Raw genomic sequence first — 22,064 nt, 5'->3', positions numbered from 1 at the left:
ACGGGCCGATCTCGACGGTCCATTAACTCGCTACAGTTATGATGCTCTCTCGACTGGAGAGATATCGGTGTGGCAACACGCGCTGTAGTCAAGATCGGCTGGGACCTATTACCCGACAACCCGACCCTGCTGTCGATGCTCGTCGGCTTGCTGGTTCTGGGTGCCTGTATCGTCGGCATTCACAGTCAGGTGCTGTTTTCGCTCGCCAGCATCTGGCCCGCCAATGCCATGCTGCTTGCCATTCTCGTGCTCAAGCCGGAAACCAACCGGCCGCTGACCTGGCTGGTGTCGTCGCTTGCCTTCATTGGCGCCGATCTATTGGCCGGCAATGACCTGGCCCGCTCGACACTGCTGAACGGGGCCAATATTGCCGGCGTGGCCGGTGGCGCGCTGGTATTCAAATCCATGCCCAAGGGGGTCCTGCTGATGCAGCGCCCCACCGACGCAATCTTTATTGTCGTCACCATCGTGTTTTCCGCCACCTGCGCCGCCGTGGCCGGGATCGTTCCCGGAACCATGCTGTTCGCCATGTCGGTCACCGACAGCTTCTATCTGTGGTTTTCGACCGAGCTGGTGAATTACTCCATCGTGCTGGCGCTGGCGTTTGGCATTGCCATGCCAAAGCACCACAGCACGCTGTCGGATGACCGGTTTCGGGTGCTGTCGATGATCGCGGCGGTGGTGGGGCTGCTGGGGTCAATCGGGCTGATGCACCTGCTGGGCCGTGCCGGGAGCATCGCTTTTTCGGTGCCGGCGCTGATCTGGTGCGCGGTGATCTTTCCGCCGATGGTGTCGATGCTGCTGACGGCGCTGACCTGCGGCTGGCTGCTGATTGCGGCGCCGCTGAACCTGCTCCCCCTGCATACCGACCTGGCAGAATCGGCGTCGCTGTCGTCGCTGCGGCTGGGGGTCGCCATGGTCGCCATCGCGCCCTTCGCCGTCGCCTGCCTGACCGCGGCCTGGAACACGGCGCAGGCGCGGCTGGAATTTGCCGCCGAGCATGACGCCCTGACCGGCCTGTTCAATCGCGGGGCCTTTGTCGAACGCGCGGCGCGGCTGCTGACCAGCGGCGCGCGCAATGGCGCCTGCATGCTGATGCTCGATGTCGACCATTTCAAGCAGATCAACGATACCCATGGCCATGCCATGGGCGATGATGTGCTGGGCGCGATCGGCGTCTTGCTGCGGCGCGCCCTGCGGGAAGACGACCTGATCGGCAGAATTGGCGGCGAGGAATTTGCCGTGCTGCTGCCAGGCACCTCGATCCTGGCTGCCACCATCATTGCCGAACGCATCCGGCGCGCCATGGCAACCTGCCAGGTGCCGTGCCAGTCGGGCCAGCCCGTGCCAGTGACCGTCAGCATCGGCCTGGCCCATGGCGTTGCCGGCACGCCGCTCGGCACCCTGATGTCGGCTGCCGATACGGCGCTGTACCGGGCCAAGCGCGGCGGGCGGGACCGGGTCGAGCTGGCCGGGCAGGATGTCCCCGAAATTCCGCTGAGCGCCCGCACGCGCTGAGGCCCCTGCCAGTTCTTGCGTTCGCGAGGCTTTTCCCCTATAGCGACGCCAGCAATTCGTTTGGCCGGGGGCTGAACGGAGGGTTTGTTGATCGGCTTGTGCCGCCAGCAGATAGGGTTTCGGCCCGGCCTCCCGTGTTCCCGCTCTTTGCAAGACTGCTTTGATGCCCTTCCGGCTTCAAGGAGGCTCCGCGCCAGATATTGCTGTGTTTGAACCACGAAGGAAGGCGCATCAATGGCCCTCTACGAGCATATCTTCCTGGCGCGCCAGGACGTTTCCCAGCAGCAGGTCGAAGAACTGACCGCTGCACTGACCGAAATCCTCGCTTCCGGCGGCGGCAAGGTCACCAAGAACGAATATTGGGGCCTCAAGGGTCTCTCTTATCGCATCCGCAAGAACCGCAAGGCGCATTACACGCTGCTGAACATCGACGCATCGGCTCCGGCCATTGCCGAAATGGAACGCCAGATGCGCATCAATGAAGACATCCTGCGCTTCATGACCATCCGCGTGGACGAGCATGAAGAAGGCCCGTCGGCAATGATGCAGAAGCGCGACCGTGATGACCGCGATGGCGGCCGTCCCGGCGGCGACCGTGGTGGCTTCAGCGGCGAACGCCGCCCGCGCCGTTTCTAAGATAAGGACCTAACAGCTATGGCAATCAAAGACCTCACCACCGCCCAGGCCCGCCGTCCGTTCCAGCGCCGCCGCAAGACCTGCCCGTTCTCGGGCGAGGGCGCGCCCAAGATCGACTACAAGGACGTGCGCCTGCTGTCGCGTTACGTGTCGGAGCGCGGCAAGATCGTGCCGAGCCGCATCACCGCCGTTTCGGCCAAGAAGCAGCGCGAACTGGCCCAGGCCATCAAGCGTGCCCGCTTCATCGGCATCATGCCTTACGCTGTCCAGTAAGTCCGCTGGGCTGGCGATCTAGCGGCGGTTTTTGCGAATCGCCGCTATCTCATCCGGCCCAACGACTTCCTGTCCGCGTAAGCGCCAGACTACCAGCCTGCCCTGCATGGGCGGGCTGCGTGCCTTCTAGGCACATCGTTGGGGTTTCGGATGGTCCGGGGACCCTAACCGTCATCGAGACGGGACAGCTACAAGGAATATTCAGATGAAAGTCATTCTGCTCGAGCGTATCGGCCGCACCGGCGCGATCGGCGAAGAAGTCACCGTCAAGGACGGCTTTGCCCGTAACTTCCTGCTGCCGCAGGGCAAGGCGCTCCGCGCCACCGAAGCCAACCGCAAGAAGTTCGAAGCCGAACGCGCCCATATCGAAAAGCGCAACGACGACCGTCGTAACGCTGCCGCCGGCATTGCCGAAGGCATCAATGGTCGTGAAGTCATCATCATCCGCCAGGCCGGCGAAACCGGTCTGCTCTACGGTTCGGTCGCCTCGCGCGATATCGTGGAAGCCCTGGCTGCCGATGGTTTCACCATCCAGCGTTCGCAGGTCGACCTGACCGATCCGATCAAGTCGGTTGGCGTGCACTCCGTGCCGCTGAACCTGCATGCCGAAGTGGCCGTGACCATCTCGGTCAACGTTGCCCGTTCGGAAGACGAAGCCGGTCGCCAGAGCCTTGGTGAAGACGTCACCGTCACCCATTACGAAGATGACGTGGATGGCGATTTCGCCGCCGGTCAGAAGGACGCCCAGCAGGACGACCGCTTCGACGACGAACTCTAAGGCTCCGCCTTATGGATTGAAGAGGCCGGGCCATGTGCCCGGCCTTTTTGTTTGTTTGCGCGCGATGCCGCCCCGCCACTGGCCGTCACCCTCGGGCTTGACCCGAGGGTGCTGCGCTCTCTAAACCCGGCAAGTAAAGAGCCCTCGGGTCAAGCCCGAGGGTGACGGTCGAGGTTGGCTGCGACTCATGCCATTCTGCTGCCTTGCTCACATGCAACACAGGATCGTCATGATCCCCGTTGTCCACAAAGTTCACAGGGGCGAAAGGGCTGCATTAACCCCTCACCAGATAGGCCAAGACTCACGCCCGAGTCGCGTGATTAAGACACATTAACGTTTCTTCAGAGGCACCATGGCAGAGATCGCGCGGCTCCATCCGGTCGAAGACAAGTCCTTCCGTCTGGCCCCCCATAACGTGGAGGCCGAGCAGGCCTTGCTGGGCGCGCTGCTGCTGAACAATGACGCCTTCTACCGCGTCTCGGACTTCCTTGAGCCGATCCATTTCTACGAGCCGATCCACCGCGATATCTATGAGCTGGCCGGCAAGATCATTCGCGCCGGAAAATCGGCCGACCCCACCACCATCAAGACGCATTTGCCCGATCAACTGCTGCCGGATGTGACCATGGCGCAGTATCTGGCGCGCCTGGCGGCGGAAGCGACCACGGTGCTGAACGCTGCCGATTATGGGCAGGCGATCTACGACCTGGCGATTCGGCGCAACCTGATCCTGGTCGGCGAGGAGATGGTTCAGGTCGCCTATGAGTCGGACGTCGAGATGACGCCGAACAAGCAGATCGAAAAGGTCGAAGGCGAGCTGTTCCAGCTGGCCGAAAAGGGCCGCTATGATGGCGGCTTCCTCAATTTCTCCACGGCGCTCAGCGCTTCGATCCAGATGGCCGGCGAAGCCTATCAGCGCGATGGCGGCCTGTCGGGCATTTCGACCGGGCTGGATGACATGGACCGCCAGATGGGCGGCTTGCAGCGCTCCGACTTGATCGTGCTGGCCGGCCGCCCCGCCATGGGCAAGACCTCGCTGGTTACCAATATCGCTTTCAACATCGCCAAGGCTTACGCGAATGAAGTGCAGGCGGACGGCCACAACAAGACCACCAATGGCGGCATTGTCGGCTTCTTCAGCCTGGAAATGAGTTCCGAGCAGCTGGCCACGCGTATTCTTGCCGAGCAGGCCGAGATTTCCTCGTCGGACATTCGCCGTGGCCGCATCCATGACAGCCAGTTTTCCAAGCTGGTCGACGTCTCCAACATGATGAGCAAGCTGCCGCTCTATATCGACGATACTGGCGGCATCAGCGTGGCGCAGCTGGCGGCGCGGGCGCGGCGGCTAAAGCGGCAGAAGGGGCTCGACTGCGTGATCGTCGACTATTTGCAGCTGTTGAGTGGCTCGTCCAAGGCCTCGAGCCAGAACCGCGTGCAGGAACTGACCGAAATCACCACCACGCTCAAGGCGCTGGCCAAGGAACTTGAAGTTCCGGTGATCGCGCTGTCCCAGCTGTCGCGTCAGGTGGAAAACCGTGACGACAAGCATCCGCAGCTGTCAGACTTGCGCGAATCGGGCTCTATCGAGCAGGACGCCGACGTGGTGCTGTTCGTGTATCGCGAAGAGTATTATCTGAAAAACAAAGAGCCCAAAGAGGGCACGCCAGAGCACATGACCTGGCAGGGGGAAATGGAACAGGTACACGGCAAGGCCGAAGTCATCATCGCCAAGCAGCGCCACGGGCCGACCGGCACGGTGCAGCTTAGCTTCGAGGCGCAGTTCACCCGCTTCGGCAATTTGGCGCGGGCTGAATACCTGCCGGAGCGCATGGAATAGGCATGGCGTTGACGTCCGGGCTTGGGGGCCAACTCAGTATCGATCTCGGGGCATTGGCCCGCAACTGGCGCGCACTCGACAAGGTGAGCGCCGGCGCGCTGACCGGCGCCGTGGTGAAAGCGGATGCCTATGGCACCGGCATCACCATGGCCAGCAAGGCGCTGCATGCGGCCGGAGCCCGCTTCTTTTTTGTTGCCACGCCCGATGAAGGCATGGCGGTGCGCGCGGCGGTGCCCGATGCGCATATCTTCGTGCTCAACGGGCTCTATCCGGGGGCAGCCAACCTTTATATCCGGCAGAATCTGATGCCGGTGATCGCCTCGATGGCGATGCTGGAGGAATGGCTGGCCAAATGCATGGAGCGCAACGAGGCCTATCCTTCCGCTTTCCATTTCGACACCGGCCTCAACCGCTTCGGCTTCCGCCTCAATGAGGCGAGCCTGGTGCGCGAACGCATCCAGGCGCTGGGCTATGCGCCGCAGATGATCATGAGCCATTTGGCCTGCGCCGATCAGCCCAACCACGAGAAGAACCGCACCCAGCTGGCGCTGTTCGGCTCGGTGATGAACCAGTTCCCCGGCATTCCGGCATCGCTGTCCAATTCGGCGGGGATGATGACGGGGCGCGACTATCACTTCCAGATGGTGCGGCCCGGCATCGCGCTGTATGGCGGGCGGGCAGTCAATGGGCGCAAGAACCCGATGGCGCCGGTGGTGACGCTGCATGTGCCGATCCTGCAGGTCAAGGAAGCGCGCACCGGGGAAACCGTGGGCTATGGCGCCAATTATTCGCTGTCGCGCGACAGCCGGCTGGCCATCCTCGGGCATGGCTATGCCGATGGGTTTTTCCGCTCGCTGTCAGGCAATAATATGCGGCCGGGCGGCAAGGTGGCGATCCGGGGCAAGCTCTGCCCGGTAATTGGCCGGGTGTCGATGGACCAGATCACGGTGGATATCACCGAACTGGGCCCTGACCTGCCGAGCCCAGGTGAAGGCGCGGAAATCCTCGGCAATCTGATCAGCATCGATGATCAGGCCGATGCCGCCGGCACCATCGGCTATGAAATCCTGACCTCGCTCAAGGGGCGCTATAGCCGCAATTATGTCGGCGACGGCAATCTGCCGACGGAGTAGCGCATGGCCCTGTTCGTCGTGCTGCTGCGCGCTATCGGCCCCATCACCCATAAGGTGATGTCGATGCAGCAGTGGCGCGATGGCGTGGCGGCGGCGGGCTATGACAATCCGCAGACCTATGTGGCGACCGGCAATATGATTGTCGGTGGTGATGGCGCGCTGAGCGCGGTCACCGAGGATATGAACGCGGTGGTGCGCGGGCTGGGGCTCGGTCCGGGCAATATCGCGGTGGTAAGGACGCCGGCGCAATTGCGGGCGCTGTTCGCCGCCAATCCCTTTCCTGAAGCCAGCGCCGAGCGCCCCAGCGAAGTGGCGATATATTGCTTTGCCGGCGACAGGCCGGATTTTGCGTGGGTGGCCGATTATGACGGGCCGGAGCGCATCCACATCGCGGGCGAGCATCTGATTGTCGATTATTCCGGGCAGCTTTCGGCGAGTCCGCGGCTGCCGGGGCTGATCGAGAAGCGGTCGGGCGCGGTGACGGCGCGGAACTGGAATACGCTGCGCGGGCTGGTCGAGCGGGCCAATGCGCGCGAGAGCAACTAGCGCAGGTTCCTCATTTGTTCTTGCCAGCCTAATGAGGCTCGGCTACACCGACTGAGAGTCTAACCGAGAGCGTCGCGTGGCCAAATCCCGATCATCCTTCATCTGTCAGTCCTGTGGCGCCATCACCACCCAATGGCAGGGACGGTGCGATGCCTGTGGCGAATGGAACTCCATCGTCGAGGAAATCACCGATAGCGGGGTGGGCGCAGGGCCGAAATCGGCCAAGGCCGGGGGGCGGCCAACCAATCTGGTGCCGCTATCGGGCGAAACCGAGAGCGCCGCGCGCGTGGTGACCGGGCTGGCGGAGCTGGACCGGGTGACCGGCGGCGGCTTCGTCAAAGGCTCGGCATTGCTGGTGGGCGGCGATCCGGGCATCGGCAAATCGACCTTGCTGCTGCAGTCGGCGGCGGCGCTGGCCAATAAGGGCAAGCGCGTCGTCTATGTGTCGGGCGAAGAAGCGGTGGCGCAGGTGCGGCTGCGGGCGCAGCGGCTGGGGCTGGGCGAAGCCAATGTGCTGCTGGCGGCCGAGACCAATGTGGAGATCATTCTCGCCACGCTGGAAAACGGCCCTGCCCCCGATCTGGTGATCATCGATTCGATCCAGACGCTGTGGACCGACCGGGTGGACAGCGCCCCCGGCACGGTGACGCAGGTGCGCACCTCGGCGCAGGCGCTGACGCGCTTTGCCAAAAAGAGCGGCGCGGCGGTGGTGCTGGTCGGGCACGTGACCAAGGACGGCCAGATCGCCGGGCCGCGTGTGGTGGAGCACATGGTCGACGCGGTGCTGTATTTCGAAGGCGACAGCAGCCACACCTTCCGCATTTTGCGCGGGGTGAAGAACCGTTATGGCGCGACCGACGAAATCGGCGTGTTCGCCATGACCGAGCGGGGCCTCGAGCAGGTGGCCAACCCATCGGCACTGTTTCTCGATCAGCGCGACGAAGGCGCGGCGGGCTCGGCGGTGTTTGCCGGCATGGAGGGCACGCGGCCGATTCTCATCGAAATCCAGGCGCTGGTGGCCCCTTCCCCGCTGGGCACGCCACGCCGCGCCGTGGTGGGCTGGGATAGTTCGCGGCTGTCGATGGTGCTGGCGGTGCTGGAAACCCGCTGCGGGGTGCGGATCGGGGCCAATGATATTTATCTCAATGTCGCGGGTGGGCTGAAGATCAACGAGCCGGCGGCGGATCTCGCGGTGGCGGCGGCGCTGATTTCCTCGCTGACCAATTCGCCGCTGCCCTCCGAGTCGGTGTATTTCGGCGAAATCTCGCTGGCGGGCGGGGTGCGGCCGGTGGTGCATGGCTCGCTGCGGCTGCGCGAGGCGCAAAAGCTGGGCTTCAAATCGGTGTCGACCGGCAAGCTGAGCCAGGCCGACCGCAATTCGGGGATGGAGGTGGCTGAATACACCGCTCTGTCCGAACTGGTCGGGCGGATTGCGGCGGCAGGAACGCCGCGCGAGCCCGAGCGGGACGAGTGGTAGCGGGCGGCGTTCTCAGAAGAGAGGTGAAGTGGCCGGTTTCTTGGGAGATCGCGCCGTTACCCTTGGCATCGCGACACAAAGCGGATAAACGAACCGACAAAGCCGGGGCGGCAACTGGAGCTAGCGAAGACATATGCTGACAGCGTTTGACGTTGGTGTTGGTGTTCTAGTGCTGATTTCGGCAATTCTTGCCACGGCGCGCGGCTTGACCCGCGAAGTGCTGTCGCTGGCGACTTGGGCCGGTTCAGCCGCGATCGCCATCTATATGTGGCAATATCATCCCGAAATCGCGCGGCAATATATCGCCGAGCAGATCGTGGCCGACATCGCCACCGTGGTGGTGACGTTCATCGTCGCGCTGATCGTGCTGCATCTGTTGACCATGCGCATTGCCGATTTCGTCGTCGACAGCCGCATCGGGCCGATCGACCGGACGCTGGGCTTTGTGTTCGGCGTGCTGCGCGGCGTTCTGATCGCCATCGTCATCACCATTTTCGGGACCTGGCTGCTGCCAACCAATTTGCCGAGCTGGGCTGCTGAATCGCAGTCGCTGCCGCATTTGCGCAATATGGGCCAGACGCTGATCTCCATGCTGCCTGAAGGCCTGGAACAGCAGGTGACCGACATGCTCAAGGGCGGCACCGGCCTCACCGAGGACCCGGAGGCCGTAGTGCCGCTCGAAGAGGGCACGGACGCCACGGAAGACGGCACGGTGGAACCGGCGCCCGCCACCCAGACCTGATCATTTTCCGGTGAGCGCCGAGCGCTCGCCACAACCCTGACCGCCCAGTATGGCATTGGTCGGGATCGACAAAATGGGCTATGGCGTAAGCCCTTAGTTTTTAGCCCAGCCGTCACAGCGACACGCAATCAATGCGGTTGAGGCAGCATTGGCATGGAGAACCCGGTGAACCATCCAAGCGATGACAATTTCAGTCTCGATGGCGACACGCTGCATGAAGAATGCGGCGTGTTTGGCATTTTGGGGCATAGCGACGCCGCGACGCTAACCGCTCTGGGGCTGCATGCCCTGCAGCATCGTGGCCAGGAAGCGGCAGGCATCGTCAGCTTCGACGGCCGCCAGTTCTATACCGAAAAGCGCATGGGGCTGGTGGGCGACCACTATACCGACCCGGCTTTGCTGGCGAAGTTGCCCGGCTCGATCGCCATCGGCCACACCCGCTATTCGACCACCGGCGAAGTGGCGCTGCGCAATGTGCAGCCGCTATTTGCCGAGCTGGAAGATGGCGGCATCGCCATTGCTCACAACGGCAATTTCACCAATGGGCTGACGCTGCGCCGGCAGATCATCGCCACCGGCGCCATCTGCCAGTCGACTTCGGACACCGAAGTGGTGCTGCATCTGGTGGCGCGCTCGCGGCACAGCTCCAGCACCGACCGCTTCATCGACGCCATCCGGCAGATGGAAGGCGGCTACGCCATGCTGGCGGTGACCCGCACCAAGCTGATCGCGGCGCGCGACCCGGTCGGCATCCGGCCGCTGGTGATGGGCGAACTCGACGGCAAGCCGATTTTCTGCTCGGAAACCTGTGCGCTCGACATTATCGGCGCGAAATATATCCGCGACGTCGAGAATGGCGAAGTCATCATCTGCGAATTGCAGCCGGATGGCTCGATCACCATCGAGGCGCGCAAGCCGGCCCGGCCGCAGCCGGAACGGCCATGCCTCTTCGAATATGTCTATTTCGCCCGCCCCGATTCCATTGTCGCCGGCCGCAGCGTTTATTCGGCGCGCAAGCGCATGGGGATGAACCTGGCCAAGGAAGCTCCGGTGGAAGCCGATGTGGTGGTGCCGGTGCCCGATGGCGGCACGCCGGCGGCAATCGGCTTTGCCCAAGCGAGCGGCATTCCGTTCGAGCTGGGTATTATCCGCAACCACTATGTGGGCCGCACCTTCATCGAGCCGACCCAGTCGATCCGGGCCTTTGGCGTCAAGCTCAAGCATTCGGCCAACCGCGCCGAAATCGCCGGCAAGCGCGTGGTGCTGATCGACGATTCCATCGTGCGTGGCACCACCTCGGTCAAGATCGTGCAGATGATGCGAGATGCCGGGGCGACCGAGGTGCATATCCGCGTCGCCAGCCCGATGATCTATTATTCGGACTATTACGGCATCGACACGCCGGACCCGGAAAAGCTGCTGGCCAACCAGCACAAGGATCTGGAGTCGATGTGCAAATTCATCGGCGCCGACTCGCTGGCCTTCCTGTCGATCGATGGTCTCTACGACGCCGTGGGCGGGGAACCGCGCAACGCCAAGGCGCCGCAGTTTACCGACCATTATTTCACGGGCGACTATCCGACGCAGTTGACCGATCTCAACGGCCGCGCCAAGAACGGGCCGAAACGTATTTCTCTGCTCAAAGAGGCCGGTTAATGGCTGGAAAACAGGATCGCGCTGGACAGGATCTGGCCGGTAAAGTCGTCCTCGTCACCGGCGCTTCGCGGGGCATCGGCTATGCCGCCGCCATCGAAGCGGCGAAACGCGGCGCCCATGTGGTGGCCGTGGCCCGCACTGTTGGCGGGCTGGAAGAGCTGGACGACGAAATCCAGGACCTGGGCTCGGCGGCAACGCTGGTGCCGCTCGACCTGCGCGATGGCGACGCCATCGACCGGCTTGGCGCAGCGATCTTCGAGCGCTGGGGCGCGCTGGATGGCCTGGTGGCCAATGCCGGCCAGCTCGGCGTACTCAGCCCCCTGCCCCATGTGAAGCCGGAAGATTTCGACAAGGTGATGGCGGTCAACGTCACTGCCAATTATCGCCTGCTGCGCGCCACCGACCTGCTGCTGCGGCAGTCGACGGCCGGCCGGGCGGTGTTCGTGTCGTCGTCCTCTGCGCGTTCGGCGCGGCCATTCTGGGGGCTCTACGCCGCCACCAAAGCCGCCGTAGACGCCATGGCAAAATCCTATGCCGGGGAAATCGCCCAGACCAAGGTCCGGGTCAACGTGTTCTATCCCGGCGCGGTGCGCACGGCGATGCGCGCCAAGGCTATGCCGGGCGAGAACCCGGATACGCTGCCCACGCCGGCTGAAATCGCGCCGAAGCTGATCGACCTGATCACGCCTGCGGTGAGCGAAAATGGCCGGTTGTTCAATGTCGAAACGGGTGCTTTCGAGGACATCTGATGGTCGAGCTGCGGCCCTATCGTGCCGAGGACCTGGACGCGCTCTACGAGATTTGTCTCGTTACCGGCGATTCCGGGCAGGACGCGAGCAGGCTGCATCATGACCGCAAGGTGATCGGGCACCTCTATTCGGCGCCCTATGGGGTGCTGGAGCCCGAGCAGGTGTTTGTCGCCGAGGATGACCAGGGCGTCGCCGGCTATATTGTCGGCACAAATGACAGCACGGCGTTTGCCGCGCGGCAGGAACGCGAATGGTGGCCGGCGCTGCGCCGGCATTATGCGACCATTCCCGCCGATCAACTGACGGCAGCTGATCGGCAGCGCATCACGGCGATCACCCAGCCAGAGAGCAATCCGGCCGATATCGTCGCCCGCTATCCAGCCCATATTCATATGAACCTGCTGCCGCGCCTGCGCGGACAGCGCGTCGGCACCGGGCTGCTGCAGCTGTGGATCGCACAGGCGCGGGCGGCTGGGGTCAGCGGCATCCATCTTGGCGCCAATGCCGGCAATACGGGCGCCGTGGCGTTCTGGACCCGGAGCGGATTTGAACCCGTGCAGACCATTGGGCGGACGGTGTGGTTCGGGATGGCGCTGTAGGACGAGGCTTCCGCTAGCATCGCGCTCGCGGAGAGAACCCCTCACAACCTGATCTGCTGCTGAACGCGTCAGGTCTGCCCCTCTCCCGCAAGGGGAGAGGGTCGCTCCACTCTTGGGGCCCTGCCCCTAGTCCAGCTTGGTCATCAGAATCTTGTCGATGCGGCGGCCGTCGAGGTCCATGACTTCGAATTTCCAGCCATTATGCTCAAAGGTTTCGCCAACGGCCGGCAGGCGGTTGATGATGGAGAGCACGTAGCCGGCGACAGTTTCGTATTTGCCGTCGCGGGCGATGGACAGCTTGAGGCGGTCGCCGAATTCGTCGACGGGCATCCAGCCGGCCACCAGATAGGACCCGTCTTCGCGGCGGACCAAAGCCGGGTCATCACCGGTTTCTTCCTGGAACACGCCGGTGATGACTTCAAGGATATCGCCCGAGGTGACGATGCCTTCGAAATGGCCGTATTCATCGACCACCAGCGCCATATGCACGGTGGAATTGCGGATGGCGCGCACCACGTCCAGCGCATCGGCATGGTCCATCACCACCGGCACCGGCTGGACGAATTTGCGAATTTCGAGCGGCAGGCCATTGGCGAAGACGCCGATAATGTCCTTGATCGCCACCACGCCGATGATGGAATCGGCATCGCCGTCCTGCACCAAGAGGCGTGAGCGATGGGTGTCGAGAATGGTGCGGCGCAGCTCATCGCTATCGTCGGAGAGGTCGATGACGTCGACATCGAGGCGCGGCGTCATCAGGCCACGGGCCGAACGGTCGGCCAGACGCATGACGCCCGAGATCATCGAATGTTCGTCACTCTCGATCACGCCGGCCGTGGTGGCCTCGGCAATGATGGTCTTGACCTCTTCTTCGGTGACCTTCTCATCGGACTCGCCGTGCTGGCCCAAGAGGCGCAACACGCCCTTGCCGGAAACATCGAGCACCCAGACCACCGGCGAGCCAACGGCGGCCAGCAGTTTCATCGACGGGGCGACGCGGGCGGCAACGCCTTCGGCATCGCGCAGGGCAATCTGCTTGGGGACCAGTTCGCCGATGATCAGCGAGATATAGGTGATCAGCAGCACCACGACGCCGACGCCCAGCACATCGGCGACATTGTTCGCCACGCCGACCGTTTGCAGCCAATTGGTGAGGCGCAGGCCCAGCGTGGCGCCCGAGAAGGCGCCGGACAGGATGCCCACCAGGGTAATGCCGATTTGAACGGAAGACAGGAACTTGCCCGGGTCTTCAGCGAGGGCGATGGCGATGGCGGCGCCCTTGTTGCCCTGGTCGGCCATGCCGCGCAGGCGGGCCGGTCGGGCGGAAACGACGGCCAGTTCCGACATTGCCAACAGGCCGTTGACGATGGTCAGAACGACGACGATCAATATTTCTACGTACAAGGTGTTTTCATATGGATGCGGCCCCGCTCTCAGCATCGGGTCGCTTGTGCCGGTGCAATATAAGGGTAAAGCGCCCGCTTACACCATGGGTCTGGAAAATTAGTCGCGGCCAGTCGGCGGCGGGCATTTCCGCCCTGCGGCAGCAGGTCTTGTGGTGCGGGCGCTTCTGCGGCTATGGCTCGTATTGCCTAGTGTTTTCCGTAACTCGCGAGTGTCCCAAATGCGTCTTCCCGGTCGCCTGTCTGCTGCCATTGCTGTGCTGACCGACGTGGAAACGCGCAAGCGTCCAGTGTCGGAAGCGCTCAAAGCCTGGGGAATCAATAACCGCTTTGCCGGGGCCGGCGACCGCGCCGCCATCGGCAATCTGGTCTATGACGCGCTGCGCCGCCGCGCCTCGCACGCCGCGCTGATGGGCAGCGACAGCCCGCGTGCGCTGGTGCTGGCCGTCGCGGTGCGCGACTGGAATGAAGACCCGGCGGCGCTGAATGAGAGTTTTGCCAGCGACAGCCATGCGCCCGAGGCGCTGAGCGAAGATGAAATGGCCCGCGCGGTGGGCGAGTTGAATGACGATACGCCGGGCTGGGTGCTGGCCGATGTTCCGGAATGGCTGACGCCATCGCTGCAGCGGGCGTTTGGCGACAACTGGATTGCCGAGGGACAGGACATGGCCGGGCGGCCATCGCTGGATTTGCGGGCCAATAGCCTCAAGGCCAGTCGCGAGCGGGTGATGAAGTCGCTGGCGCGGTTCAATCCGCAGGAGACGGCGATTTCGCCGGTGGGCGTGACTATGCCGGCCGGGCCGCGCGATGCGCGGACGCCCAATGTCACCACCGATGAGGGCTACCTCAAGGGCTGGTTCGAGGTGCAGGACCAGGGCAGCCAGATCGTGGCGGCACTGGCCGGGGCCAAGCCGGGCGAGCAGGTGCTGGACCTCTGCGCCGGCGCGGGCGGCAAGAGTTTGGCGCTGGCGGCGGCCATGGCCAATAAGGGCCAGATTTTTGCTTTTGACAGCGACCGTAACCGGCTGGCGCCGATCTATGACCGGCTCAAGCGCAATGGCGCGCGCAATGTGCAGGTGCGGGCGCCGCAGCCGGGCGCGCTGGATGATCTGGTGGGCAAAATGGACCGGGTGGTGATCGACGCGCCCTGCACCGGCACCGGAACCTGGCGGCGGCGGCCGGACACAAAATGGAAACTGTCGCCGGAACTGTTGGCGCAGCGGATCGGTGAACAGGCGGCAATCCTTGCCGAGGCGCAGCGCTTTCTCAAGCCGGGCGGCACGCTGGTCTATATCACCTGCTCGATCCTGCCCGAGGAGAATGATGATCAGGTCGCGGCTTTCATCGCCGCCCATCCGGGCTTTGCCTCGGTGGCACCGGAAGAATTGTGGCAGGCGGCGTTTGGCGCCGAATTGCCGGCCGAGCTGGCGACCGCGCAGTCGGGCATTGCGCTGACGCCGCGACTGACCGGCACCGACGGGTTTTATGTGAACGCCTTGCGGCAGGTGGCATGACCACCGACACGCAGGAAACCGGCATTCCCCTATGGGGGTTTGTGGCGGGGGCGGCGCTGCTGATTGTGGCAGCGCTGGCCGCCGTGTGGTTCATGTTCCCTGCCCCCGATACGCGACATGATCTGGTCTCGCCCTCCGGCGCGGTGCGGCTGGAGCTGGGCGAGCTATGTGGCGAGACTGGCTGCACGCGTGTGGCGATCCTCGATGTTGGCGGCCAGCGTCAAGGTTGTCAGCTGGCGCTGGAGGGCAATCAGCCGCTGTTTGAGGCGGTGACGGCGGCCTGGGCGGCGGATGAAAGCAGCGTGGAGCTGAGCTATGTCGCGGCCGATGGGACCAAGGGCGCGCTGAGCATCGCGCAGGCGGACTGCAGCCCGACGCAATAGGTGAACTCTACGGCGTGTGGCGCGTTGATGGAGCAGTGCTCTCTCCATCGAGTTTTTGACCCATGACCACGCCCTCGCTTGCCGACTACAAGACACCCCGCCCCTGGCTCACCCTGGGGGTTTTTCTCGTCGTGGTGATCGGCGTTGGCGCGCTGATCGGGACGCAATCGGTGCCGGGCGAATGGTATGCCGGGCTGACCAAGCCGCCCTTCAATCCGCCGAACTGGATTTTCGCGCCGGTGTGGTTCGCGCTCTATGTGATGATCGCGGTGGCGGGCTGGCGCATCTGGATGATCGACGCCGGCAGCAAGGCGATGAAAATCTGGTTCGCCCAGATGGCGCTCAACTGGGCGTGGTCGCCGATCTGGTTCATCGGGCAAATGCTGTGGCCGGCGGCTGTCGTGATCGTGGCGCTGCTGGCGCTGATCCTGGCGTTTATCCTGACGGCGCGGGACGATGATCCCACCGCAGCCTGGTTGTTCGTGCCCTATGCGGCCTGGGTCGGCTTTGCGACGCTGCTGAACCTGTCGATCGCGATCCTGAACTAGCGCCAGCGCCACCAAAGACCAATCGCAAGCCTGTGTTGCACGCGTGAGGCTTGCGGAATCTACGCCACGGCGATAATGGCTCGCCATGCAAAACCCTGACCCCTCCGCCCGCCCGCAATCAATCCTCATCGTCGACTTTGGTTCGCAAGTCACTCAGCTGATTGCGCGTCGAATTCGCGAGACCGGGGTATATTGCGAAATCCATCCGTTCCAGAACGCTGCAGCGGCCATGGAAGCGATGCAGCCCAAGGGCGTCGTGCTCTCGGGCGGCCCGGCGTCGACGCTGGACGAGCACGCGCCGACCATCGATCAGTCGATCCTGGACGCCAATGTGCCGATCCTGGGCATCTGCTATGGCCAGCAGGCACTCTGCGTGGCGCTGGGCGGCACGGTTGAGGCCGGCCATCACCGCGAATTCGGCCGCGCCGAGGTCAAGGTCGACAAGGCTAGCGCGCTGTATGACGGCGTGTGGGAGCTGGGCAGCGAGCATCAGGTGTGGATGAGCCATGGCGACCGCGTCGTGGCCCTGCCCGAGGGCTTTGAGGTCGTCGGCACCTCGGCCAACGCGCCTTATGCCATGATCGCCAATGAGGCGCGCCGCATTTGGGCGGTGCAGTTCCACCCCGAAGTGGTGCACACCCCGGACGGCGGCAAGCTCTACGCCAATTTCGTCCACCAGATTTGCGGCATCGAGTCCAACTGGACCATGTCGGCCTATCGCAGCAAGATGGTCGAGAAGATCCGCGCCCAGGTCGGCAGCAACAAGGTGATTTGCGGGCTGTCGGGCGGGGTCGATTCCTCGGTCGCTGCCGTGCTGATCCACGAAGCCATCGGCGACCAGCTGACCTGCATCTATGTCGACCACGGCTTGATGCGGCTCAATGAGAGCGAACAGGTCGTCACCATGTTCCGCGACCAGTACAATATCCCGCTGGTGCATGTGGACGCGTCCAAGGTGTTTTTGAGCGAGCTGGAGGGCCAGTCGGACCCCGAGACCAAGCGCAAGATCATCGGCCGGCTGTTCATCGAAACCTTCGAGGCGGAAGCCAAGAAGCTCGGCGGCGCCAAGTTCCTGGCCCAGGGGACGCTCTATCCCGACGTGATCGAATCGGTGTCGTTCACCGGCGGTCCCTCGGTGACCATCAAGAGCCACCACAATGTGGGTGGCCTGCCCGAGCGCATGAATATGGAACTGGTCGAGCCGCTGCGCGAGCTGTTCAAGGATGAAGTGCGGGCGCTGGGCCGTGAGCTGGGCCTGCCCGAGAGCTTTATCGGCCGCCACCCCTTCCCCGGTCCGGGCCTCGCCATCCGTTGCCCCGGCGGCATCACCCCGGAAAAACTCGACCTGCTGCGCCGGGCCGACGCCATCTATCTCGATGAAATCCGCAAGTCGGGCCAGTATGACAAGATCTGGCAGGCCTTTGCCGTGCTGCTGCCGGTGCAGACCGTCGGCGTCATGGGCGACGGGCGGACCTATGAGTTCGTCTGCGCGCTGCGCGCGGTGACCTCGGTCGATGGTATGACTGCCGATTTCTACCAGTTCGACATGAACTTTCTCGGCAAGACCGCCACCCGCATCATCAACGAAGTGCGCGGCATCAATCGCGTCGTCTATGACGTGACCAGCAAGCCGCCCGGCACCATCGAGTGGGAATAAGCCGCAGCTAGTTTAGCTGAGACGTCCCAGCTTCCCGCGCAGGCGGGAAGCGCCAGCCTGCCCTAACCACATGCCGATCCCGCCCTCGCGGGATCAGATCGTGATCTATGACACGATTGACGCTCCATTGCGGCCGCTCTATTTTAGAACAAATAGAGAACAAACGGTGCCATCATGGATATGCAGTTGGAGCTTTTCGGCGGCGCGCCGCCTCAAGATGCAGCGACCCAGCGGGCGCTGGACCATCGCTATTATTTCACCCTGGTGCCGCCGCCGGCCGTGGCGCAGGACATTGAACGCGGCGCGATGCTGCTGGCACGGCGTGTTGGGGCGCGCAATCTGGTACGAGCCGATCGGCTGCATGTCTCGCTCCACTGTGTGCAGCAAGGCCGGGAAATTACGCAGGATCGGCTGGACGAAGCGCTTGAGGCTGGCGGGGCCGTGCGGCGGCCGGGGTTCACCGTCAGTTTTGACCAGGTGCTGAGCTTGTCCGGCAAGCGAGCCGGAACGGGCGGGCGAAGGCAATTTCCAACCGTGCTGACCTGCAGTAATGGCGCGCATGATTTGCTGGGGCTCTATGGCGACATTCGGCAACAGCTGCAGCGGCTCGGCCTGCCGGTTGGGCCGCGCAAGGTCGTGCCGCATCTGACGATCTGGTACAGCCCCGAGCGGCTGCCAGAGACACCGCTACGGCGGGCCTATCGTTGGCCGGTGCGGGCATTCTGGCTGGTGCACACCACGCCGGGAATGCGACGGCCGGACTATCTGGGAGAGTGGGTGCTGGGCTAATGCCTATTCAGCCGCTGCGGGTGCAACGGCCAGCGGGGCGTTGCGCAGGAGGCTCAGGCCGCGGCCTTGGTTGCCTAGCCAATCCAGAATGGTCATGGCCAGTTTTTCGACGGGCTTGCGGAAGCGGTGTTCGACCAGATGGGCGAAGACCACGGCAATGCAGAAGGTCGAGATCATCGCCAGCACCAGAGCGATTTGGGCCGGCAGATAGATATCCAGCGTGGTCAGGAAGCTGATGCCGATATTTTCGTGGATCAGATACCAGGAGAAGCTGAGCAGCCCGACCTTGGCCACGGCCGAGGACAGGCCGGGCACATGCGGGATCGAGCCGCCCGAGACAAAGCGGACGAACAGCAGGGTCAGGCCAAGATAGGCCAGTGCGCAGACGCTGGCGCTGAGACCGCCATCATGCAGTTCGAAGGAATAGGCCTCGATCCAGACCACGGCGGTGGACAGCACCAGATTGGCCAGCAGCAGGTTGCGGACCTGCGGGGCGCCGTTCTCCAGTTGCCGGCCGAGAATGCCGACGGCGAAGAAGGTCAGATAGGGCGCGATGGCGAGGAATTTCAGCATGGATTGCGGCGTCACCGGACCGCTGCCCAGATGGGAAAACAGGGTCGAGACTGCCCAGATTGGGGCCATAACGATGGCCAGCCAGGCAAACACCGTGGTGAAGCGGGCTCGATCGGTGAAGACGCCGGCCAGAATCGCCACCAGCAGGTAGAATTTCACTTCCACGGCGATGGACCAGAACGAACCATCGACCCACTCGCCAATCTCCCCGATGAAGAACAGATTCATCAGCACATCGAGCAGATTGGGCGGGATGACATGGAAGTGAGCTTCGGGAACGCTGGGAATATAGGCGACCAGCCCGAAGACGAAGAGCAGCAGTCCGGCGGCAAAAAAGGCGGGATAAATGCGCGAAAAGCGCCGCGCCAGGAATATTCCGACCGTCGCCGAGCGCTCCAGCGTCATGAAGATGCAGTAGCCCGAGATGATGAAGAAGAAATACACCCCGACCCAGCCGAAAAACACCGGCAATGGCGCGCCTTCGGTGATGTTGAGGGAATAGGCCGGCAGGCGGGCGGTAAAATGAAACATCACCACCATCAGGATGGCGATACCGCGAAAGACGTCGATGGTTTCGACCCGGCCTTTGGTCATGCTGGTTTACTCTGGTGTCCGCGGCCTGATTATAGCGGCGATTGCCGGTCACGGCAGGCGATCCTCAGCCTAAGCTTAATAGATAAAGCTTTAGCCAAGCGAATTGGCCGGGAACCCATGCCCTGGGCGCATTTGCTTTCGCCCGACAGCGTGCTAAACGTGCGCCCAATTCAGCCAGTGACTTTAGGCAGGCCATGTCCCAGGACAATATCTTCCAAGAAATCGACGAGGAGCTGCGCAGCGATCGTATGCGCGCCCTGTGGCGTCGGTTTGCTCCCTATGTGATCGGCGCTGCCGTGGGCGTCGTGGCGCTTGTCGCGGTCAATGAAGGCTGGACCTGGTATCACGCCAACAATGCCGCGCAGTCGTCCGACGAGTTGTACAGCGCTTTCGAGCTGATCGATGGCGGTGATCTCGTCGCGGCCCAGACGCAGCTCGATACGCTGATGGCCGATGGCTCGGGCAGCTATCCGGTGCTGGCGCAGTTCCGCAAGGCCGGCGTGCTGGCCCGCGAGGGCAACACCGCCGACGCCGTGGCCGCTTATGACGCGCTGGCCAATAGCCAGTCCAACGCCCGCCTGCGTGAGCTGGCGCTGGTGCTGGGCGGCACGCTGATGGTCGATACCGGCACCCTGGCCGATGTCGAATCGCGCGTCGGCAGCATCGCCGTCGAGGGCAATGCGCTGCGCAATGCGGCGCGCGAAACCCTGGGATTGGCACAGTACAAGGCCGGCGACTTCGCCGCCGCGCAGGCCAGCTTCGAGGCCGTGATCAACGACCCGCTGACCCAGAATTCAGTGCGCAACCGCATGGGTTACTACCTCGCCCAGCTGCTGTCGCAGGGTGTGCTGACCGAAACGCCGGCCGATGCCGACGCCGAAGCAGCCGCTACCGCCATTGATGCCATCGTCAGCGACGAGACGCCTGCCGCCGAATCCCCGGCTGCCGACGCCCCCGCTGCCACCACCGAGGCCGCGCCAGCCGCGCAATAGCGGCTGTCTCGCCTCCCGCCGGATCGGAACCTTACTCGCATGACCGTCACCGTCGCCATTGTCGGTCGCCCGAACGTCGGCAAATCCACTCTGTTCAACCGCCTCGTCGGGCGCAAAATTGCGCTGGTCGATGACACGCCCGGTGTCACCCGCGACCGCCGCGAAGCCGAGGGCCGCATCGCGGACCTGACCTTCCGCATTCTCGATACCGCCGGCTACGAAGACGTGACCGATGGGAGTCTGGAAGACCGCATGCGCCAGCAGACCGAGCTGGCGATTCGGGAAGCCGATGTCATCCTGTTCATGATCGACGCCCGCGTCGGCGTGATGCCGCTGGACCAGCGCTTTGCGCAGGTGCTGCGCAAAGCCGGCAAGGACGTGCATCTGGTCGGCAACAAGGCCGAGAGCGGCGCGGCCGAGGCCGGGCTGGTCGAGGCCTATAAGCTGGGCTTCGGCGAAGCCATCGCGCTGTCGGCGGAACACGGGCTGGGCCTGTCGGAACTCTATTCGATCGTTTCGTCCACCATCGACCGCATGGCGGCCGAAAAGGAAGCGACCGAGATCGGCGATCTCGACGCGATGCCGGAAACCGACATCGACATCACCGAGGACATGCTGGAAGGCGAAGGCGACGAAGCGACCCTGCGCTGGAACCCCAATCGCTATCTCAACGTCGCCATTGTCGGCCGTCCCAATGCGGGCAAGTCGACGCTGATCAACCGCATGGTCGGCGAAGAGCGCGTGCTGGTCGGTCCCGAGGCCGGTATCACCCGCGACTCGATTCTGGTGCCGTGGGAATGGGAAGGCCGGGTGATCAACCTTGTCGATACCGCCGGTATCCGCCGCCGCGCCCGCGTCACCGAGAAGCTGGAAAAGCTGGCCGTGGGCGACAGCCTGCGCTCGATCCAATATGCCGAAGTCGTCGTGCTGATGCTCGACGCCACCATCCCCTTCGAAAAGCAGGACTTGGCGCTGGCCGATCTGGTGGAGCGCGAAGGTCGCGCCCTGGTGATCGCGCTCAACAAATGGGACCTGATCGAAGACAAGAACGAAACGCTGGCGCATCTGCGCGAAGCCTGCAACCGCCTGCTGCCGCAGCTGCGCGGCGTGCCGCTGGTGACGCTGTCGGGCCTCACCGGCAAGAATATCGACAAGCTGATGGACGCGATTTTCACCATCGAGCGCAGCTGGAACTCGCACGTCTCGACGGCGCGACTGAATCGCTGGCTGGCCGGCATGATCGATGGACATCCGCCCCCGGCCGTGTCGGGCCGTCGCCTCAAGCTGCGCTACATGACGCAGGCCAAGACGCGGCCGCCGAGCTTCATCATCTTCGCCTCGCGGCCGGAAGCGCTGCCGATGGCCTATCAGCGCTATCTGATCAACGGGATGCGGGAAGCCTTTGACATAAAGGGTACGCCGATCCGGCTGTGGATCCGCGCCGGCAGTGAAAAGAACCCGTATGACGACAAGCGCAAGCGTCGACTGGGTTAAGCCAATCAAAATAAGAAAAACCCGCGGAGCGATCCGCGGGTTTTGTTTTGACCGTCACCGTGCGCCGCGCTGCAATTCACGCGATTGAATGTTCAATCCCTTGCGGGCGGCCGCCCTATCTCAGGATGGGCCCCGGCTCCAAGGCCGGGGTGACACCGTGGGTGGGGAGAGAC

General features: G+C 63.5%; 21 protein-coding genes. 19 read left to right on the top strand and 2 right to left on the bottom strand.

Annotated elements, in window-relative coordinates:
* The first annotated feature begins 69 nt into the window (after positions 1–69).
* The 12 genes from ACX3OZ_RS15525 (at position 70) to ACX3OZ_RS15470 (ending at position 11,944) form a co-directional block, all read left to right on the top strand.
* Positions 70–1,518, top strand: coding sequence for a GGDEF domain-containing protein (locus tag ACX3OZ_RS15525; RefSeq protein ID WP_459096850.1), 1,449 nt, complete (start codon positions 70–72; stop codon positions 1,516–1,518).
* Positions 1,519–1,752: 234 nt separating this feature from the next.
* On the top strand, positions 1,753–2,154 hold the full coding sequence (gene rpsF, locus ACX3OZ_RS15520) for a 30S ribosomal protein S6 (RefSeq protein ID WP_459096851.1): 402 nt from the start codon (positions 1,753–1,755) through the stop codon (positions 2,152–2,154).
* An 18-nt stretch (positions 2,155–2,172) separates the two neighbouring features.
* Positions 2,173–2,427 carry a 30S ribosomal protein S18 gene (gene rpsR, locus ACX3OZ_RS15515; protein WP_046169334.1) on the top strand — a complete coding sequence of 85 codons (255 nt, stop codon included), beginning with the start codon at positions 2,173–2,175 and terminating at the stop codon, positions 2,425–2,427.
* A 205-nt stretch (positions 2,428–2,632) separates the two neighbouring features.
* Positions 2,633–3,205 carry a 50S ribosomal protein L9 gene (rplI, locus tag ACX3OZ_RS15510; protein ID WP_459096852.1) on the top strand — a complete coding sequence of 191 codons (573 nt, stop codon included), beginning with the start codon at positions 2,633–2,635 and terminating at the stop codon, positions 3,203–3,205.
* Between the two features lie 352 nt (positions 3,206–3,557).
* Positions 3,558–5,042: a replicative DNA helicase gene (locus tag ACX3OZ_RS15505; protein ID WP_459096853.1), complete on the top strand. Its 1,485-nt coding sequence runs from the start codon at positions 3,558–3,560 to the stop codon at positions 5,040–5,042.
* Between the two features lie 2 nt (positions 5,043–5,044).
* Positions 5,045–6,175 (top strand): alanine racemase, encoded by a 1,131-nt coding sequence (gene alr / locus ACX3OZ_RS15500; RefSeq protein WP_459096854.1) that lies wholly within the window; start codon positions 5,045–5,047, stop codon positions 6,173–6,175.
* 3 nt (positions 6,176–6,178) lie between these two features.
* Positions 6,179–6,721: a DUF1697 domain-containing protein gene (locus ACX3OZ_RS15495; protein ID WP_459096855.1), complete on the top strand. Its 543-nt coding sequence runs from the start codon at positions 6,179–6,181 to the stop codon at positions 6,719–6,721.
* 76 nt (positions 6,722–6,797) lie between these two features.
* Complete coding sequence (gene radA / locus ACX3OZ_RS15490) at positions 6,798–8,198, top strand: DNA repair protein RadA (RefSeq protein ID WP_459096856.1); 1,401 nt, start codon at positions 6,798–6,800, stop codon at positions 8,196–8,198.
* A gap of 133 nt (positions 8,199–8,331) precedes the next feature.
* Entirely contained in the window at positions 8,332–8,940 is a 609-nt protein-coding gene (locus ACX3OZ_RS15485; RefSeq protein ID WP_459096857.1) for a CvpA family protein, read from the top strand.
* A 165-nt stretch (positions 8,941–9,105) separates the two neighbouring features.
* On the top strand, positions 9,106–10,596 hold the full coding sequence (purF, locus tag ACX3OZ_RS15480; protein WP_459096858.1) for an amidophosphoribosyltransferase: 1,491 nt from the start codon (positions 9,106–9,108) through the stop codon (positions 10,594–10,596).
* Positions 10,596–11,345 (top strand): SDR family NAD(P)-dependent oxidoreductase, encoded by a 750-nt coding sequence (locus tag ACX3OZ_RS15475; protein ID WP_459096859.1) that lies wholly within the window; start codon positions 10,596–10,598, stop codon positions 11,343–11,345. The genes purF and ACX3OZ_RS15475 overlap by 1 nt, the downstream gene beginning before the upstream one ends.
* Complete coding sequence (locus ACX3OZ_RS15470; protein WP_459096860.1) at positions 11,345–11,944, top strand: GNAT family N-acetyltransferase; 600 nt, start codon at positions 11,345–11,347, stop codon at positions 11,942–11,944. The genes ACX3OZ_RS15475 and ACX3OZ_RS15470 overlap by 1 nt, the downstream gene beginning before the upstream one ends.
* 126 nt (positions 11,945–12,070) lie before the next feature.
* Here ACX3OZ_RS15470 and ACX3OZ_RS15465 read toward each other — a convergent pair whose 3' ends face one another.
* Positions 12,071–13,333 carry a hemolysin family protein gene (locus ACX3OZ_RS15465; protein ID WP_459097024.1) on the bottom strand — a complete coding sequence of 421 codons (1,263 nt, stop codon included), beginning with the start codon at positions 13,331–13,333 and terminating at the stop codon, positions 12,071–12,073.
* A gap of 235 nt (positions 13,334–13,568) precedes the next feature.
* Between ACX3OZ_RS15465 and ACX3OZ_RS15460 the strand changes: the two genes are divergently transcribed.
* From ACX3OZ_RS15460 to ACX3OZ_RS15440, 5 genes are all read left to right on the top strand, one after another.
* Positions 13,569–14,861: an RsmB/NOP family class I SAM-dependent RNA methyltransferase gene (locus ACX3OZ_RS15460; protein ID WP_459104839.1), complete on the top strand. Its 1,293-nt coding sequence runs from the start codon at positions 13,569–13,571 to the stop codon at positions 14,859–14,861.
* Entirely contained in the window at positions 14,858–15,244 is a 387-nt protein-coding gene (locus ACX3OZ_RS15455; protein ID WP_459096862.1) for a hypothetical protein, read from the top strand. Before ACX3OZ_RS15460 ends, ACX3OZ_RS15455 begins: the two co-directional genes overlap by 4 nt.
* Positions 15,245–15,306: 62 nt before the next feature.
* Positions 15,307–15,792, top strand: coding sequence for a TspO/MBR family protein (locus ACX3OZ_RS15450; protein ID WP_459096863.1), 486 nt, complete (start codon positions 15,307–15,309; stop codon positions 15,790–15,792).
* Between the two features lie 85 nt (positions 15,793–15,877).
* Positions 15,878–17,449, top strand: a complete 1,572-nt coding sequence (gene guaA, locus ACX3OZ_RS15445; RefSeq protein WP_459096864.1) for a glutamine-hydrolyzing GMP synthase — start codon at positions 15,878–15,880, stop codon at positions 17,447–17,449.
* A 174-nt stretch (positions 17,450–17,623) separates the two neighbouring features.
* Entirely contained in the window at positions 17,624–18,238 is a 615-nt protein-coding gene (locus ACX3OZ_RS15440) for a 2'-5' RNA ligase family protein (RefSeq protein WP_459096865.1), read from the top strand.
* A 3-nt stretch (positions 18,239–18,241) separates the two neighbouring features.
* On the opposite strand, the gene ACX3OZ_RS15435 is transcribed toward ACX3OZ_RS15440, so the two are convergent.
* Complete coding sequence (locus tag ACX3OZ_RS15435; RefSeq protein ID WP_459104838.1) at positions 18,242–19,405, bottom strand: acyltransferase family protein; 1,164 nt, start codon at positions 19,403–19,405, stop codon at positions 18,242–18,244.
* 194 nt (positions 19,406–19,599) lie between these two features.
* Between ACX3OZ_RS15435 and ACX3OZ_RS15430 the strand changes: the two genes are divergently transcribed.
* On the top strand, positions 19,600–20,397 hold the full coding sequence (locus ACX3OZ_RS15430) for a tetratricopeptide repeat protein (protein ID WP_459096867.1): 798 nt from the start codon (positions 19,600–19,602) through the stop codon (positions 20,395–20,397).
* A 39-nt stretch (positions 20,398–20,436) separates the two neighbouring features.
* Complete coding sequence (gene der / locus ACX3OZ_RS15425; RefSeq protein WP_459096868.1) at positions 20,437–21,891, top strand: ribosome biogenesis GTPase Der; 1,455 nt, start codon at positions 20,437–20,439, stop codon at positions 21,889–21,891.
* The last annotated feature ends 173 nt before the right edge of the window (positions 21,892–22,064 follow it).

The organism is Devosia sp. A369, assembly GCF_054489345.1.
This window is presented reverse-complemented; position numbering and strand designations above follow the sequence as displayed.